The organism is Pseudomonas sp. PvP009, assembly GCF_017832995.1.
Taxonomy (GTDB): domain Bacteria; phylum Pseudomonadota; class Gammaproteobacteria; order Pseudomonadales; family Pseudomonadaceae; genus Aquipseudomonas; species Aquipseudomonas syringae.
Window position 1 is genome coordinate 236,323 of the sequence record NZ_JAFIBG010000001.1, and the last position, 14,486, is coordinate 250,808.

Here is a 14,486-nt window from a genome sequence, read left to right on the forward strand (position 1 = left end):
AGAGATTTGCATGTGCCGATCACTGTCGACACATGTAAATCTTTGCTTGGCACATGGATCTGTGATCAATCTTCCTTACTGTAGACCGGGGAGCCTGGCAACGGCTTGCCCGTTTTAGGGTCAAGCACCATGGCCTTGGCTAGTTGCTCAATCAGCGCTTCAGAGGGCTTAGGCGGCGGGATGTTGGCTTCACGCTCTTCAACCCATTTCAGCTTGCCATCCCAGGCGGGGAGTTTGGCTGGTGGCAAGGGAACGATTTCGTTGATTTCGGGTACTTTTGGATTGGCGTAAGACCAGTTGCCCAATATGTCGCTAATCTTTTTATAACGATCCGCACGTTCCAAGTCTTCTTCTTGACCTAGATAATACATACGATTATCTGGCTTAGGGCCGCGAAAACCTTTTCCTAAGAAAGAAGCTGCAAATTCGTTACCTGCAGCTACGCCCAGCTGAAATGACTCAAGAGCGACTCGATACTCCTTAGCGGTTGATAAGTTAATACCCAACGCCAGAGCTGCATCACCATTACCTTGTGAGGCTGCACAACTGCGCATCTGACGTGCTATGTCCGGTGCAATGTCAATGGGGGCGAGCTTTTCAGCCACGTAGGATTGCGCTTGCGCGCTTCCTTCATCTGCCGCTTTGCGAAAGTATCGCAGGGACATATCCTCGTCTTGTTGCAGACCCGCCGCGCCCTTTTGAAGATAGATGGCGATCATGTAATACCCCGAAGCCACATGCGCATCTATCAGCTGTTGGCTAAGTCTTAATCTTTCCCCTCCAGTGAGCTTGAACTGGCCACGCATAGCACCGTTCTGCAGGTTGACATTGGCCTTGTAGTGGTTGTTTTCTGCCGCGATGCGATACAGTCTCCCTATCTCTACGTCGACCGTTTCATCCTGCTGGATCTGGTTATTTTTCTGCAGCCAGCGCGCATACTGAAACAGTACGTCCGTTTCCGACGAAGGGGACGGGATTTTCTCGTGTACGCAGGTGAAGGCCAGTTTGGCTTTGACTTCGCTTAGCTGATCCAAGGGAGCGTCCTTTGTCCGTAAATTAATGGCGTTTCCAGAGCTACAGGTGACCAGTAGCAGGCTTGAGAGCAAAAGAGTCAGGCGCATCAGTCAAGGTCCGTCATGGAGGTTTCGGCGTAATGAAATTCAACTAAAGGGGCTTCGGGTTTAACTTTGTCATTTCGAAAATCTTTATTCCGTTTGATGATTTCACCCCAAGCTCTGAAGGCGTCCCCAGGCTCATCCTGCACTCCAATCCCCATTGTATGCAGATCCCACAACCGTCGCCGCAAAGGCTGACTAAACTCTGGATGCTCGTGGCAGATGTTCAGTTCACTATCCACCATCATGCTTCGAGTGTTGATGTTGGCCGAGCCGTGTGTGGTGTAGACGTCATCGACGATCATCAGTTTGGAGTGGATGTAGACCGGCATCCAGGGCTGGCCATCTTGCAAATCGCGCGCGACCAGTGAGCAAACATGAATCTTCAAGCCTGGCACTTCCTTGGCTACCAAGTTGGAAGTTTCAATCTCCTTGGTTTTCCGGTCCATCTCCGCTTGCCATTCGTCCAGCTTTCTCTGCTCGGCCCGATCATTTGGGCCATCTGGCCGAGGTCTGACCGGGGCTTCACTTTTCATCTCCTTGATCATTCGCAGCTTGGTGATGGCCGGAATGGTTTCTGCCCGACCCAGGCTGGCGAGCATTTCCTGGGTCTTGGCCGTGCCCATGCCGACCCCGTCCTTGGTGTCATTGGTGACGACAAAAAGATAGAGGGGCTCCTTGCGGCCTGCCTCGAAGTATTTCCCTGCCAAGGTCTTGAGGTGATCGGCCAGCGGCGGCCAGCGGAAGTACTGGTTCTCGATGTAGATGAACTGGGTGACGTTGTTGGCAGCCACCATGTAACCGCTCTGGATGTCTCGAACGGGTTTTTCATGGTCGCCCACGTCATCCTTGTGCTTGCGGTTAGTTTTGGGCTGGCCCACCTGAGCCTGGGTGCGCAACACTTGCATCATCAACCGCGTGCCGTTCTGGAACTGGAGACGATTGGAGGTCGGATCGCAATCGCGGCAGGCGAGCAGGTCCTCGCCGGTTTCCTTGCGCCAGGCGATGGCAAAGTTCTGGTGCACATCATGGAGGATCGGCCCGGACAACATGCACGAGATGTCCTGGCGTGGCGTAGAGCCGCGCGAGCCTAGATAGGGCGCAGGCTTGGTGCCTTCTTCACGGTTCAGTGCCGAGTGTTGATCGGTGTCCCAATACTCGTCCAGCGAATTGTGACCCATGACAAAGCCGACCGCGCTGGGCAGTTCATAGTCGACCAGTACACTTTTCTGGTGGTGCGAGGCGCTGGCGCTCATTACGAGGCAAATATCAGGTCTAGCAAACGCATAATCTGGTTTCCATACCGAGAAGACGGGGCTCACAGGTTTGCATATGCCGACCACTGTCGGCATATGTGAAACCTTGCCTGAAACATGGATATGTGATCAGTCTTCCTTGCTGTAAACGGGAGAGCCCGGCAATGGCCTGCCCGTTTTAGGGTCAAGCACCATGGCCTTGGCTAGTTGCTCAATCAGCGCTTCAGAGGGCTTAGGCGGCGGGATGTTGGCTTCACGCTCTTCAACCCATTTCAGCTTGCCATCCCAGGCGGGGAGTTTGGCTGGTGGCAGGGGAACGATTTCGTTGATTTCTGGGACGCTTGGGTTGGCGTAGGATAAGTTACCCAATACCTTGCCAATTTGCTTGTAACGTTGTGCTCGTTCAAGGTCCTCTGTCTGGCCTATATAATACAAGCGATCATCTGACTTAGGGCCGCGAAAACCATTCTCTAAAAAAGACGCTGAGCTCTCGTCACCTGCTGCGACTCCTAACTGAAAAGCTTCAAGAGCGGCCTGATATTGTTTAGCCGTTTTCAAATGTACACCTAATGCTCCGGCTGCTTTGCCGTTACCTTGCTCGGCAGCACAGCGACGCATTTGTCTTGCAATATCCGGTGCAATATCAGTGGGCGCGAGTTTTTCGGCAACGTATGCTTGCGCTTGCGCACTTCCCTCATCTGCTGCTTTACGGAAGTAACGCAGGGACATATCTTCATCTTGTTGCAGCCCAGCCGCACCCTTCTGAAGGTAAATGGCGATCATGTAATAACCCGAAGCCACATGTGCATCTATCAACTGCTGGCTAAGGCGTAGTCGTTCCCCCCCAGCGAGCTTAAACTGACCACGCATGGCGCCGTTCTGCAGATTGACGTTGGCCTTGTAATGGTTGTTTTCTGCCGCGATGCGATACAGTCTTCCGATCTCGATATCGACCGTTTCATCCTGCTGGATCTGATTGTTTTCCTGCAACCAACGGGCGTACTTGAACAGCACGTCCGTTTCTGCCGAAGGGGCCGGGATTTTCTCGTGTACGCAGGTAAATGCCAGCTTGGCGTTGACTTCGCTCAACTGACTCAGCGGCGCGTCCTTCGTCCGTGAGGTAAGAGCATTGCCGGAGCTGCAGGCGGCCAACAGCAGGATCGAAAGCAACAAAGTCAGGCGCATCAGTCATGGTCCGTCATATTAGCGTCGTGATAATAAGGTTCAACGAGCGCGCGTCGGGTTTGAGTTTGGGCAGAGATTTGCATGTGCCGATCACTGTCGACACATGTAAATCTCTGCTTGGCACATGGATCTGTGATCAATCTTCCTTACTGTAGACCGGGGAGCCTGGCAACGGCTTGCCCGTTTTAGGGTCAAGCACCATGGCCTTGGCCAGTTGCTCAATCAGCGCTTCAGAAGGCTTGGGCGGCGGGATGTTGGCTTCACGCTCTTCAACCCATTTCAGCTTGCCATCCCAGGCTGGGAGTTTGGCTGGCGGCAGGGGGACGATTTCGTTGATTTCAGGGACGCTTGGGTTAGCGTAGGACCAGTTACCCAGTACATCACTAATCTGCTTGTAACGCTTTACCCGTTCCAAGTCTTCGTCTTGGCCTAAGTAATACATGCCATTGTCCGGTTTAGGGCCGTTAAACCCCTTGCTCAAAAAAGAGGCTGCGGTTTCATCACCTGCTGCTACGCCAAGCTGAAAAGCTTCAAGCGCAGCCCTATATTGCTTGGCTGTTGACAGATGAACACCCAATGCGCGAGCCGCTTTGCCGTCTCCCTGTTCCGCAGCACAACGACGCATTTGTCTTGCAATGCCTGGTGCAATGTCAATGGGCGCAAGCTTTTCAGCCACGTAAGCTTGCGCTTGCGCACTTCCCTCATCTGCTGCTTTACGGAAGTAACGCAGGGACATATCTTCATCTTGTTGCAGCCCAGCCGCACCCTTCTGAAGGTAAATGGCGATCATGTAATAACCCGAAGCCACATGTGCATCTATCAACTGCTGGCTAAGGCGTAGTCGTTCCCCCCCAGCGAGCTTAAACTGACCACGCATGGCGCCGTTCTGCAGATTGACGTTGGCCTTGTAATGGTTGTTTTCTGCCGCGATGCGATACAGTCTTCCGATCTCGATATCGACCGTTTCATCCTGCTGGATCTGATTGTTTTTCTGCAACCAACGGGCGTACTTGAACAGCACGTCCGTTTCTGCCGAAGGAGCCGGGATTTTCTCGTGTACGCAGGTAAATGCCAGCTTGGCGTTGACTTCGCTCAACTGGTTCAGCGGCGCGTCCTTCGTCCGTGAGGTAAGGGCATTGCCGGAGCTGCAGGCGGCCAACAGCAGGATCGAAAGCAACAAAGTCAAGCGCATCAGTCATGGTCCGTCATAGTAGCGTCGCGATAATAAGGTTCAACGAGCGCGCGTCGGGTTTGAGTTTGGGCAGAGATTTGCATGTGCCGATCACGGTCGACACATGTAAATCCCTGCTTGGCACATGGATCTGTGATCAGTCTTCCTTGCTGTAGACCGGAGAGCCTGGCAACGGCTTGCCTGTTTTAGGATCAAGCACCATGGCCTTGGCCAGTTGCTCAATCAGCGCTTCAGAAGGCTTGGGCGGCGGAATGTTGGCCTCACGTTCTTCAACCCATTTCAGCTTGCCATCCCAGGCGGGAAGCTTGGCTGGGGGCAGGGGGACGATTTCGTTGATTTCGGGTACTTTTGGATTGGCGTAAGACCAGTTTCCCAGCAATTTCGCAATTTTCTTATAGCGAACTACACGCTCCAAGTCTTCCTTCTGATCTATGAAGTACAAGGGGTTATCCACTGTTTGTCCTTGAAAACCATTTTCTAAAAAAAATGCTGCTGTTTCATTACCTGCCGCTACTCCAAGTTGGAAAGCCTCAAGAGCTGCTCTATACTGTTTCGCGGTTTTTAGGTTAACGCCTAGCGCTGTAGCTGCGTCCCCATTACCTTGCTCTGCTGCACAACTACGCATCTGTCTGGCTACTTCTGGCGCAATATCTATGGGGGCGAGTTTCTTAGCTACATAGGTTTGGGCTTGTGCACTTCCTTCATCTGCTGCCTTGCGGAAGTAACGCAGTGAAATGTCTTCATCTTTTTGCAGTCCCGCTGTACCTTTTTGAAGATAGATGGCAATCATATAATAACCAGAGGCCACATTCGCATCTATCAATTGCTGGCTGAGGCGTAGCCGTTCTTCGCTTGTTAACTGGAACTGGTCGCGCATGGCACCATTCTGCAGGTTAATGTTGGCTTTGTAATTATTGTTTTCAGCGGCGATGCGGTAAAGTCGCTCAATCTCGACATCTATAGTCTTGTCCTGCCTGAGCTGGTTATTTTTTTGCAGCCAGCGTGCGTAATCAAATAGTACGCTTGTTTCGGCCGAAGGATCAGGTATCTTTTCGTGCGCACAGTTAAATGCCAGTTTGGTCTTTACTTCGCTCAGTTGGTTCAATGGGGTGTCCTTTGTCCGTGAAGTAATGGCGTATCCAGAACTGCAGGCTACCAGCAGCAGGCTTGATATAAATAAAGTAAGGCGCATCAGTCTAAGTCCGCCATTTTGGTTTCGTCGTAATAAAACTCAACAAGTGAGGCGCTGGGCGCTAGGTTGCTGTCTCTGCGGTCTTGGTTTTCAATAACAATGGTACTCCATGCCATAAACGCAACTTCAGGCTCATCCTGCGCCCCTAAATTATTCGTATGCAGATTCCACAATCGACGCCGCAACTGTTGTGTAATATTCGTATGCTCATGGCAAATGTTAAGTTCGCTATCGACCATCATGCTGCGTGTGTTGATGTTGGCCGAACCCTGTGTTGTGTAAACATCATCGACGATCATCAGTTTTGAGTGGATGTAGACTGGCATCCAGGGCTGGCCTGCGGGCGAGTTGGATGCAACCAGTGAGCAGACATGAATTTTCAAGCCGGGCACTTCCTGGCTGACCAGTTTTCTTGTTTCAATCTCCTTGGTCTTCCGGTCTATCTCCGCTTGCCATTCGTCCAGCTTTCTCTGCCCGGCCCGATCATTTGGCCCGTCTGGCTGTGGCCTGACCGGAGCTTCACGTTTCATCTCCTTGATCATTCGCAGCTTGGTGATGGCCGGAATGGTTTCTGCCCGACCCAGGCTGGCGAGCATTTCCTGGGTCTTGACTGTGCCCAGCCCCATCGCTTCCTTGGTGTCATTGGTGATCACGAACATATAAATGGAGCCATGCAATGCCGGATCACGCCCCTTGGATGTCTGAGTGACTGCCGATTTTTTGATCAGTTCGGCCAGCGGCGGCCAGCGGAAGTACTGGTTTTCGATGTAGATGAACTGGGTGACGTTGTTGGCAGCCACCATGTAACCGCTCTGGATGTCTCGAACGGGTTTTTCATGGTCGCCCACGTCATCCTTGTGCTTGCGGTTGGTTTTGGGCTGGCCCACCTGAGCCTGGGTGCGCAACACTTGCATCATCAACCGCGTGCCGTTCTGGAACTGGAGACGATTGGAGGTCGGATCGCAATCGCGGCAGGCGAGCAGGTCCTCGCCGGTTTCCTTGCGCCAGGCGATGGCAAAGTTCTGGTGCACATCGTGGAGGATCGGCCCGGACAACATGCACGAGATGTCCTGGCGTGGCGTAGAGCCGCGCGAGCCTAGATAGGGCGCAGGCTTGGTGCCTTCTTCACGGTTCAGTGCCGAGTGTTGATCGGTGTCCCAATACTCGTCCAGCGAATTGTGACCCATGACAAAGCCGACCGCGCTGGGCAGTTCGTAGTCGACCAGTACACTTTTCTGGTGGTGCGAGGCGCTGGCGCTCAGGACGAGTTGCATGCCCACGCTGATATTGGGATCGAGCGCTTCATACTTCACCCAGTGCTTAATCTCTAGCCTTTCATTGGCGCTGAAGCCACGACTCACGAACACCGGGGATTTACCATTGACTCGCTCAGCCGCCTTGCCATCGGACACCGCGTATTCAGAGAACCATTCGCGGTCGTACTTGAACTGATCCTTGGTCGAGCTTTGCATGGCTCGAGAATTCAGTCGAAGCGAGCCCTTGCCCGGCAGGTTGCCTTCGCCTGCCATGCCTGCGGAGTTGAAGGGCATTTCCCAGCCCAGTATGCGCACCTTCACACCGTTGGCAGCCTTGATCCTGAGCAGTTCGCCAATGCAGGGGTGGGATCCGTCGCGGATGAAGTACATGGAAGGCTGGAAGCCCCAGCAGATGATTTCGACGGATTTCTCGGCTTTTGCAATCGCCTCAAAGACAGCCCTGAATGCTTCTTCACCGTTGACCAGCGGTCTATAGGTGGCCGGAATCGGGCTGAATTCACTGTTCTCGACGAACCAGCGCTGGACAATCCTGGCGCTGTTGGTGTGCGAGAGTGCGACAGGCACTGTTATGTTGGAGAGGCTGGGGAGTGGCGATTCCATGGGAGTTCCGTTCCTTATAGGTTCTGACACGCTGCCTGACCGGGATGGCAAGCTGGATGGCTGACAGTTGATTGCACAAACCATGGCCGTTCTGCACGGTCAACAGTAACCGTGCCGGTTGCAAACCTGTTCCTGGCTGGGCTAGGTGTCCCCATTGTTCACGTTTCCGATTCTGACTCTGGATTGTTCAGCGAGGTGTACAGGGCCCGGAACTTACTCTCAGTTCCTGCCCGAGCGTTCGTTGAACCCGTTTGGTTGCTATGGCGATGAAATCCGCTGTTGGCGAATTCGGCATTGCTTTGCTCGCCTTGGTACTGCCCGCCGACCGGAATGTCGTAACTCACGCCATTAGCCAGTTCGAGCGTGTATCTGCTGGTTGTGGGGTGGTGATCAATGCCAATTGCCCCGGTTTTATCCATGACGCCCTTTTTGACGACTGATGCCCCGTCACGCACTGTGTAAGGCATACCAGCCCACGCACTGGAGCTTCCGGCGTTGGTTTGCCCTGCATAAAAGGTAAGCGCTTGGGTCACAGAGGACTCGGGCCAGGCAGGGTGGTCGCGATTAAGCTGTGCTGGCCCGCTAAACGTCTTCTTCGCCCCTTTGACATCAATCGTCCCCGGCGCGTGAATCTCGATGTTGCCGTCCTTGATGCGGATGTAGCCACCACCGCTGGTAAGCAATATGCCGTCCTGAGCAGCGATTTCTATTCCGGCAGCGGTCGAGGTGATTTTCACCCCTTGCTGCGCGGTCAGCTCCATCGCATCACTTTGCGCCTGCAGCTCGATCTTGCCCTTGGCCACAAACAGCTTCGCTCCCGCATTCTGGGCAAACAGGCTGATGCTTTGCGCGACGCTGGCCAGCAGGGATTTGCCGCTGGCGATGCTGACGTCTTCACCGGTGCTCAGGGTCAGGTGCTTGCCGCTGTGCAGGTGGGTGCTTTTCGGCGTGGCGGTGGCGATGTCGGCAGGGGAGGAGGCGATCAGCAATGGCTGCTGGTAGCCCGGTGTTTTGCCGCGTCCGCCGCTGCGGATTGCCCAGGCGGTGTCGCCGCCGTTGCGTTGTTGCTCGCCGGGCCCTTGGCTCGGGGCGCCGTCATCGCTGCCGTAAGTCACGTCGGCATCGCTGTTGAGCTGGGTCAGGCTGTCCAGGCCTTCCTGCATGGGCAGGGCATTGTGCTGTTGCGCGGTGTCGGACAGGGTCTTGACGCGTTGCTCGCTGTTTTTCAGTTGCTGCTGCGCTTCGCTGGCATCGATCTGTGCGCCCTGGGCACCGCTGCGTTTCCAGGTGCTGAGGTAAAGACCCTGCTGGGCGCGCAGGGCACCGTAAGCATCGGTGCGCAGTTCGAACCCGGTACCACGCAGACCACCGCGGTTGTTGCCGCGCTGGTCGATCAGGTAACCGAGGTTGAGCTGGGTGTGGCCGTGACTGCTGTGGATCTGGGTACGAACCTGACCAGTGGAGTCATCCATCACCCACTGGTTGAAACCGCCGCCGCCGACTTCCTTGCTCTTGTAGCCGGCCATCAAACCGCTGGAGTGCCAGGCAGGTTTGTGACCGCCGTAGACCTGGCCCATGACCAGCGGCCGGTCGATGTCGTTATCCAGGAAGGTGATGACCACCTCTTCACCGGCACGCGGCACGTGCACACTGCCCCAGTCCGGGCCGCTGCTCGGTTGCATCATGCGCAGCCAGCAGGAACCCAGTTCGCCCTCTTGAGACAGGCGGTCCCAGTGGAAGCGTACGCATACCCGATTCAGCGTGTCGGTAAACACCTCATGACCGCTGGGCGTGACGACCACGGCGGTCTGTTGGCCGAGGCTCTTGGGTTTGAAATGCTCCGACGGGCTGCGAAACGGCACGCTGTGCAACTGGCCTTCGAAGCGGTTGAGGAAGAAGCCGTGGCTGCCGACGCCCAAGTTGTCCGCTACCTTGTTCACGACGCCAAGCCCTGATGGCTCAGGACGGACTGATCTGAACAGCGCCGCCAGACTGCCCGGCACTTCGCGACGTTCCTTGGCCAGCGGCAGGTTGCTTTCGGCGAACATCTCGACTTCGATCAGCAGAAACTGGCGCTCTTCAGCCGCCTTGCGCTCGTACAGCGGATGCTGGGTCAGTTCAAACCAGCGTCCGGCTTCCATTTGCCGCACACCACTTTGACCCTGAATACGACGAGCCTGCGATTCACGCTGCTCGATCTGTACGCGACTCAGCCATTCGCCGCGGTCCTGCTTCTGCCAGCCGTACTGGCCTTGATACTCGTACCGCTCCAGCGCCTGCGGGGCCGAAGCGGCCTGCAAGGCCGGCATCACGGTTTCGCGTGGCTGGCCGTGGGCCAGGTAATCGACACTGCGCCAATGCAGCTTGCCACTGAGCAACTGCGAACCGCTGCTCCACTGGGTAATGCCGTCCTGTTTCTCGGTGGCGTTCTGAGTGTGAAACCGAATGCTCTGGAGCGCCAACGCGGGGAGGGTATCGACGGTATCGGTAAAGACGATGCAATGCTTGTCCGCCGTGTGCTCGACGTACCAGAAAAGACCTTCCTGCTCGCACCAGCGCTGCACGAAGTTGGCGTCACTTTCATTGAACTGGGTAACGTAGGACAGCGGGGCGTATTCACGACGCAGGTCCAGGCGGTAGTTGCCCTTGGCCTGTTCATAAAGTGAGAAAACGGCTTCAAGGATCGCCGGCAGGTTCTTGTCCTGCCAGATACGGCAGTCCAGGCGGTATTCGAGCAGGCTGAACCAGGGCGCGAAGACCAGTTGCCAGTCGTGCAGACCACCGTCATTGCCCAGATAGCGCACGCTCTCGACCAGGCCATGACGCTGCGCGGGAGAACCGTCATCGCAGAGGATGGCCAGGCTGACCGGCTGGCCGATAAGTTTTTCAGGATCGTATTCGGTGTCCTGCACCACCACGTCAAGGGTGTAGCGGGGCACGCGGCCGATGCGCTCGACCCCATGCATGCGCAGCGCCTGGAGCTGATGCTCGCCCAGCGGGGTGGTGAGTTGCAGCAGGCGTCCGCTCTGGCTGAGAGGGGTGCCAAAGGTCAGGTCCATTGTGTAACTCCTTTACTTGCGCAAACTGTACGTCCTGTTTTTCAAATGGCCATTTCGTGCGGCGAATTGAAAAACACACAACGTTCAGCGTCGATCCTGTTTGCCGCCAATGCGCGAGCAACTGCGCTGTTAGTTGCCGATCCGGGGAGTGAGTTCCCACAGTGGCAGGAAATTCACGATCTTAAGTATCTTCGGCGCAACGCGCGCTGCGCTGGGTGATAAGGCTGCATTTCAACACATTTGGCAACTAGTTAGTAACGTGTTTCATGGTTCGAAATATCATTGCTCAAAGCTGCGGTGTCTACCTGAATCGTTCGCCAGCAAGTGTGCTGCGTTTCTGGAAATGGAGTAAGACTTTGGCTACAGACAGTGCCGACTGCGCTGGGCCAGTTGACGGTAACATCAGCTGGATCAGCGCAATTTTTACTTAAAAACCTATTTCAACGCCTCAACCGCCTCCTCATCCTCCCGCCGATGCGCCCACTGATACAACGCCGGCAACACCAGCAACGTCAGCGCCGTCGACGACAGAATCCCGCCGATCACCACCGTCGCCAGCGGTCGCTGTACTTCGGCGCCAGTCCCGGTGGCGAGGGCCATGGGGATGAAGCCGAGGGAGGCGACCAGTGCAGTCATCAGCACCGGGCGCAGGCGGGTGAGGGCGCCTTCGTTGATGGCGTCGTGCAGCGAGTGGCCTTGTTCGCGCAGGCTGCGGATGAAGGCGATCATCACCAGACCGTTCAGCACCGCCACACCCGACAGGGCGATGAAGCCCACGCCTGCGGAGATCGACAGTGGAATGTCGCGCAGCCACAGGGCCATGACGCCGCCGGTCAGGGCGAACGGGATGCCGGTGAAGACCAGCAGGCCGTCCTTGAGGTTGTTGAACATCATGAACAGCAGCGCCAGTACCAGCAGCAGCGCCACCGGCACGACGATCTGCAGGCGTTTGGCGGCCGATTGCAGTTGTTCGAATTGCCCGCCCCAACTGGTCCAGTAGCCGGCCGGGATCTGCACGCCGTTGTCGATGGTGGTGCCCGCTTCTTCGACAAACGAGCCGAGGTCGCGGCCGCGCACGTTGGCGCTGACGATGACCACGCGTTTGCCGTTCTCGCGGCTGATCTGGTTCGGGCCGAGTACCAGGTCGAGACTGGCGACCTGGGACAGGGCGATGAAGCTGATCTGTTGGTTGCCAGCGCTTGCGGGCACCGGAATGAGCAGGCTGGAGAGCCCGTCCACGTCGGTGCGCAGTTGCTCGGAGAGGCGCACCACCATGTCGAATCGGCGGTCGCCCTCATACAGCGTGCCCGCCTGACGGCCGCCCAGTGCAATGGCGATGGCGTCCTGCACGTCGGCCACGTTGAGGCCATAACGCGCGGCCTTGTCGCGGTCGATGTTAATGGTCAGCACCGGCAGCCCGGTGGTCTGCTCGACTTTGACTTCCGAGGCGCCCGGCACTTTTTGCAGGGTGGCGGCGATTTTTGCGGCGGTCTGGTTCAGCACGTTCATGTCGTCGCCGAAGACCTTTACTGCCACATCGCTGCGCACGCCGGAAACCAGTTCGTTGAAGCGCAACTGGATCGGCTGGGACAGTTCGTAGTTGCTGCCCGGCACACTGGCGGCGGCTTTTTGCAGGTCGGCGATCAGTGTTTCGCGAGACTTGTCCGGGTCAGGCCATTCGCTTTGCGGTTTGAGCATCACGTAGCTGTCGGAGATGTTGGGTGGCATCGGGTCGGCGGCGATCTCGGCGGTGCCGGTGCGTGCGAACACGCGCTGCACTTCCGGGACTTTTTCGATGATGGCTTTTTCCAGACGCTGCTGCATGTCCACCGACTGGGTCAGGCTGGTGCCGGGCACCCGCAGCGCCTGCAGGGCGAAGTCGCCTTCGCTCAGGCTGGGGATGAACTCGCTGCCCATGCGGCTGGCGGTGAAGCCGGACAGCACGATCAGCACCAAGGCCATGCCGAACGCTATCGAGCGATGGCCCAGTACCCAGCTCAGGATCGGCGCGTAGCGCTGGCGAGCGGTGCGCATCACGAAGCCTTCTTCTTCCTTGACCTTGCCGGTCACGAACATGGCGATGGCGGCAGGCACGAAGGTCACCGAAAGAATCATGGCGCCGAGCAGGGCGATGACCACGGTGAAGGCCATCGGGTGGAACATTTTGCCTTCCACACCGGTGAGGGCGAAGATCGGCAGGTACACGACCATGATGATCAACTGACCGAAAATCAGCGGCCGACGCGCTTCTCTGGCGGCGGCGAAGACCTCATGGAAACGCTCGCTGCGGGTCAGCATGCGACCGTGCTTTTGCTGGGCATGCGCCAGCCTGCGGATTGCGTTTTCGACGATCACCACCGCGCCATCGACAATGATGCCGAAGTCCAGCGCGCCCAGGCTCATCAGGTTGGCGCTGACCTTGTTGGTGAACATGCCGGTGAAGGTGAACAGCATGGCCAGCGGAATCACCATGGCGGTGATCAGCGCAGCGCGGATGTTGCCGAGGAACAGAAACAGAATCACGATGACCAGAATCGCGCCTTCGATCAGGTTCTTCTTGACCGTCGCGATGGCTTTTTCCACCAGCGTGGTGCGGTCATAAACCGTTACCGCTTCCACACCTGCAGGCAGTGTGCGGTTGATCTCGGCGAGTTTGGCGGCCACCGCCTGCGAGACGGTCCGGCTGTTTTCACCGATCAGCATGAACACGGTGCCGAGCACCACTTCACGGCCATTTTCGGTGGCTGCGCCGGAGCGCATTTCCTTGCCGATGCCGACCTCGGCCACGCTGCTGATTCTGATCGGCGTGCCCTGCACATTGGCGATGACAATGTTGGCGATGTCGTCCACCGTGCCCAACTGACCCGGTGCGCGAATCAGTAACTGCTCGCCGCCGCGTTCTATATAGCCTGCGCCGACGTTGGCGTTGTTGCGCTCCAGCGCTGCCACCAGATCGTTGAGCGTCAGCTTGTAGGCGGCCAGTTTTTTCGGATCAGGCGCAATCTGGTACTGCCTGGCGAAACCGCCGATGGTGTTGATCTCGGCCACGCCTGGCACGTTGCGCAGTTGCGGCTTGATGATCCAGTCCTGAATCACCCGCAGGTCGGTCGACGTGTACGGCGTGCCGTCCTCCTTCAGCGCGCCCTCGCGGGCCTCGACTGTCCACAGGAAGATCTCGCCGAGGCCGGTGGAGATCGGCCCCATCATCGCATCGACGCCTTCCGGCAACTGGTCCTTGGCGATCTGCAGGCGCTCGTTCACCAGTTGGCGGGCGAAGAACAGGTCGGTGCCGTCCTCGAAAATCACCGTGACCTGGGACAGGCCCGAGCGCGACAGCGAGCGCGTCTGTTGCAAACCGGGCAGGCCCGCCATGTTGGTCTCGATGGCGAAGGTGATGCGCTGCTCGGTTTCCAGCGGCGAGAAGCCGGGCGCGGAGGTGTTGATCTGCACCTGTACGTTGGTGATGTCGGGGACCGCATCGATGGGCAGTTTCTGGTAACTGGCGATGCCCAGCCCAGCCATGAGCAGCACAGCGAGCATCACGACGATGCGCTGTTCAATCGCGAATTGAATCAACCGTTCAAACATGTGGGTGTACTCGTGGGACGCA

The 14,486-nt window shown here is 56.8% G+C and carries 7 protein-coding genes and 1 pseudogene; all 8 read right to left on the reverse strand.

All coding sequences use genetic code 11. The annotated features are described in order from the left end of the window. Window positions 1-65: 65 nt before the first annotated feature. The 8 genes and pseudogenes from JOE29_RS01010 to JOE29_RS01045 all read right to left on the reverse strand — a co-directional run bounded on the left by JOE29_RS01010 (window position 66) and on the right by JOE29_RS01045 (window position 14,464). The gene (locus JOE29_RS01010; RefSeq protein ID WP_210078716.1) at window positions 66-1,121 is read right to left on the reverse strand and encodes a DUF6396 domain-containing protein; all 1,056 of its coding nucleotides are present in this window, start codon (window positions 1,119-1,121) and stop codon (window positions 66-68) included. Continuing rightward, window positions 1,121-2,371: pseudogene (locus JOE29_RS01015) on the reverse strand (phospholipase D-like domain-containing protein); the annotation flags it as partial. The pseudogene JOE29_RS01015 and the gene JOE29_RS01010, both read right to left, overlap by 1 nt. 129 nt (window positions 2,372-2,500) lie before the next feature. Then, window positions 2,501-3,556, reverse strand: a complete 1,056-nt coding sequence (locus JOE29_RS01020; RefSeq protein WP_210078717.1) for a DUF6396 domain-containing protein — start codon at window positions 3,554-3,556, stop codon at window positions 2,501-2,503. A 136-nt stretch (window positions 3,557-3,692) separates the two neighbouring features. After that, on the reverse strand, window positions 3,693-4,748 hold the full coding sequence (locus JOE29_RS01025; protein ID WP_210078718.1) for a DUF6396 domain-containing protein: 1,056 nt from the start codon (window positions 4,746-4,748) through the stop codon (window positions 3,693-3,695). 136 nt (window positions 4,749-4,884) lie between these two features. Continuing rightward, entirely contained in the window at window positions 4,885-5,940 is a 1,056-nt protein-coding gene (locus tag JOE29_RS01030; protein ID WP_065088146.1) for a DUF6396 domain-containing protein, read from the reverse strand. Further along, window positions 5,940-7,817 carry a phospholipase D-like domain-containing protein gene (locus JOE29_RS01035; RefSeq protein WP_210078719.1) on the reverse strand — a complete coding sequence of 626 codons (1,878 nt, stop codon included), beginning with the start codon at window positions 7,815-7,817 and terminating at the stop codon, window positions 5,940-5,942. The genes JOE29_RS01030 and JOE29_RS01035 overlap by 1 nt, the downstream gene beginning before the upstream one ends. 158 nt (window positions 7,818-7,975) lie before the next feature. Continuing rightward, window positions 7,976-10,876 (reverse strand): type VI secretion system Vgr family protein, encoded by a 2,901-nt coding sequence (locus tag JOE29_RS01040; RefSeq protein ID WP_210078720.1) that lies wholly within the window; start codon window positions 10,874-10,876, stop codon window positions 7,976-7,978. A gap of 435 nt (window positions 10,877-11,311) precedes the next feature. Further along, the gene (locus JOE29_RS01045) at window positions 11,312-14,464 is read right to left on the reverse strand and encodes a CusA/CzcA family heavy metal efflux RND transporter (protein ID WP_210078721.1); all 3,153 of its coding nucleotides are present in this window, start codon (window positions 14,462-14,464) and stop codon (window positions 11,312-11,314) included. Window positions 14,465-14,486 lie beyond the last annotated feature (22 nt).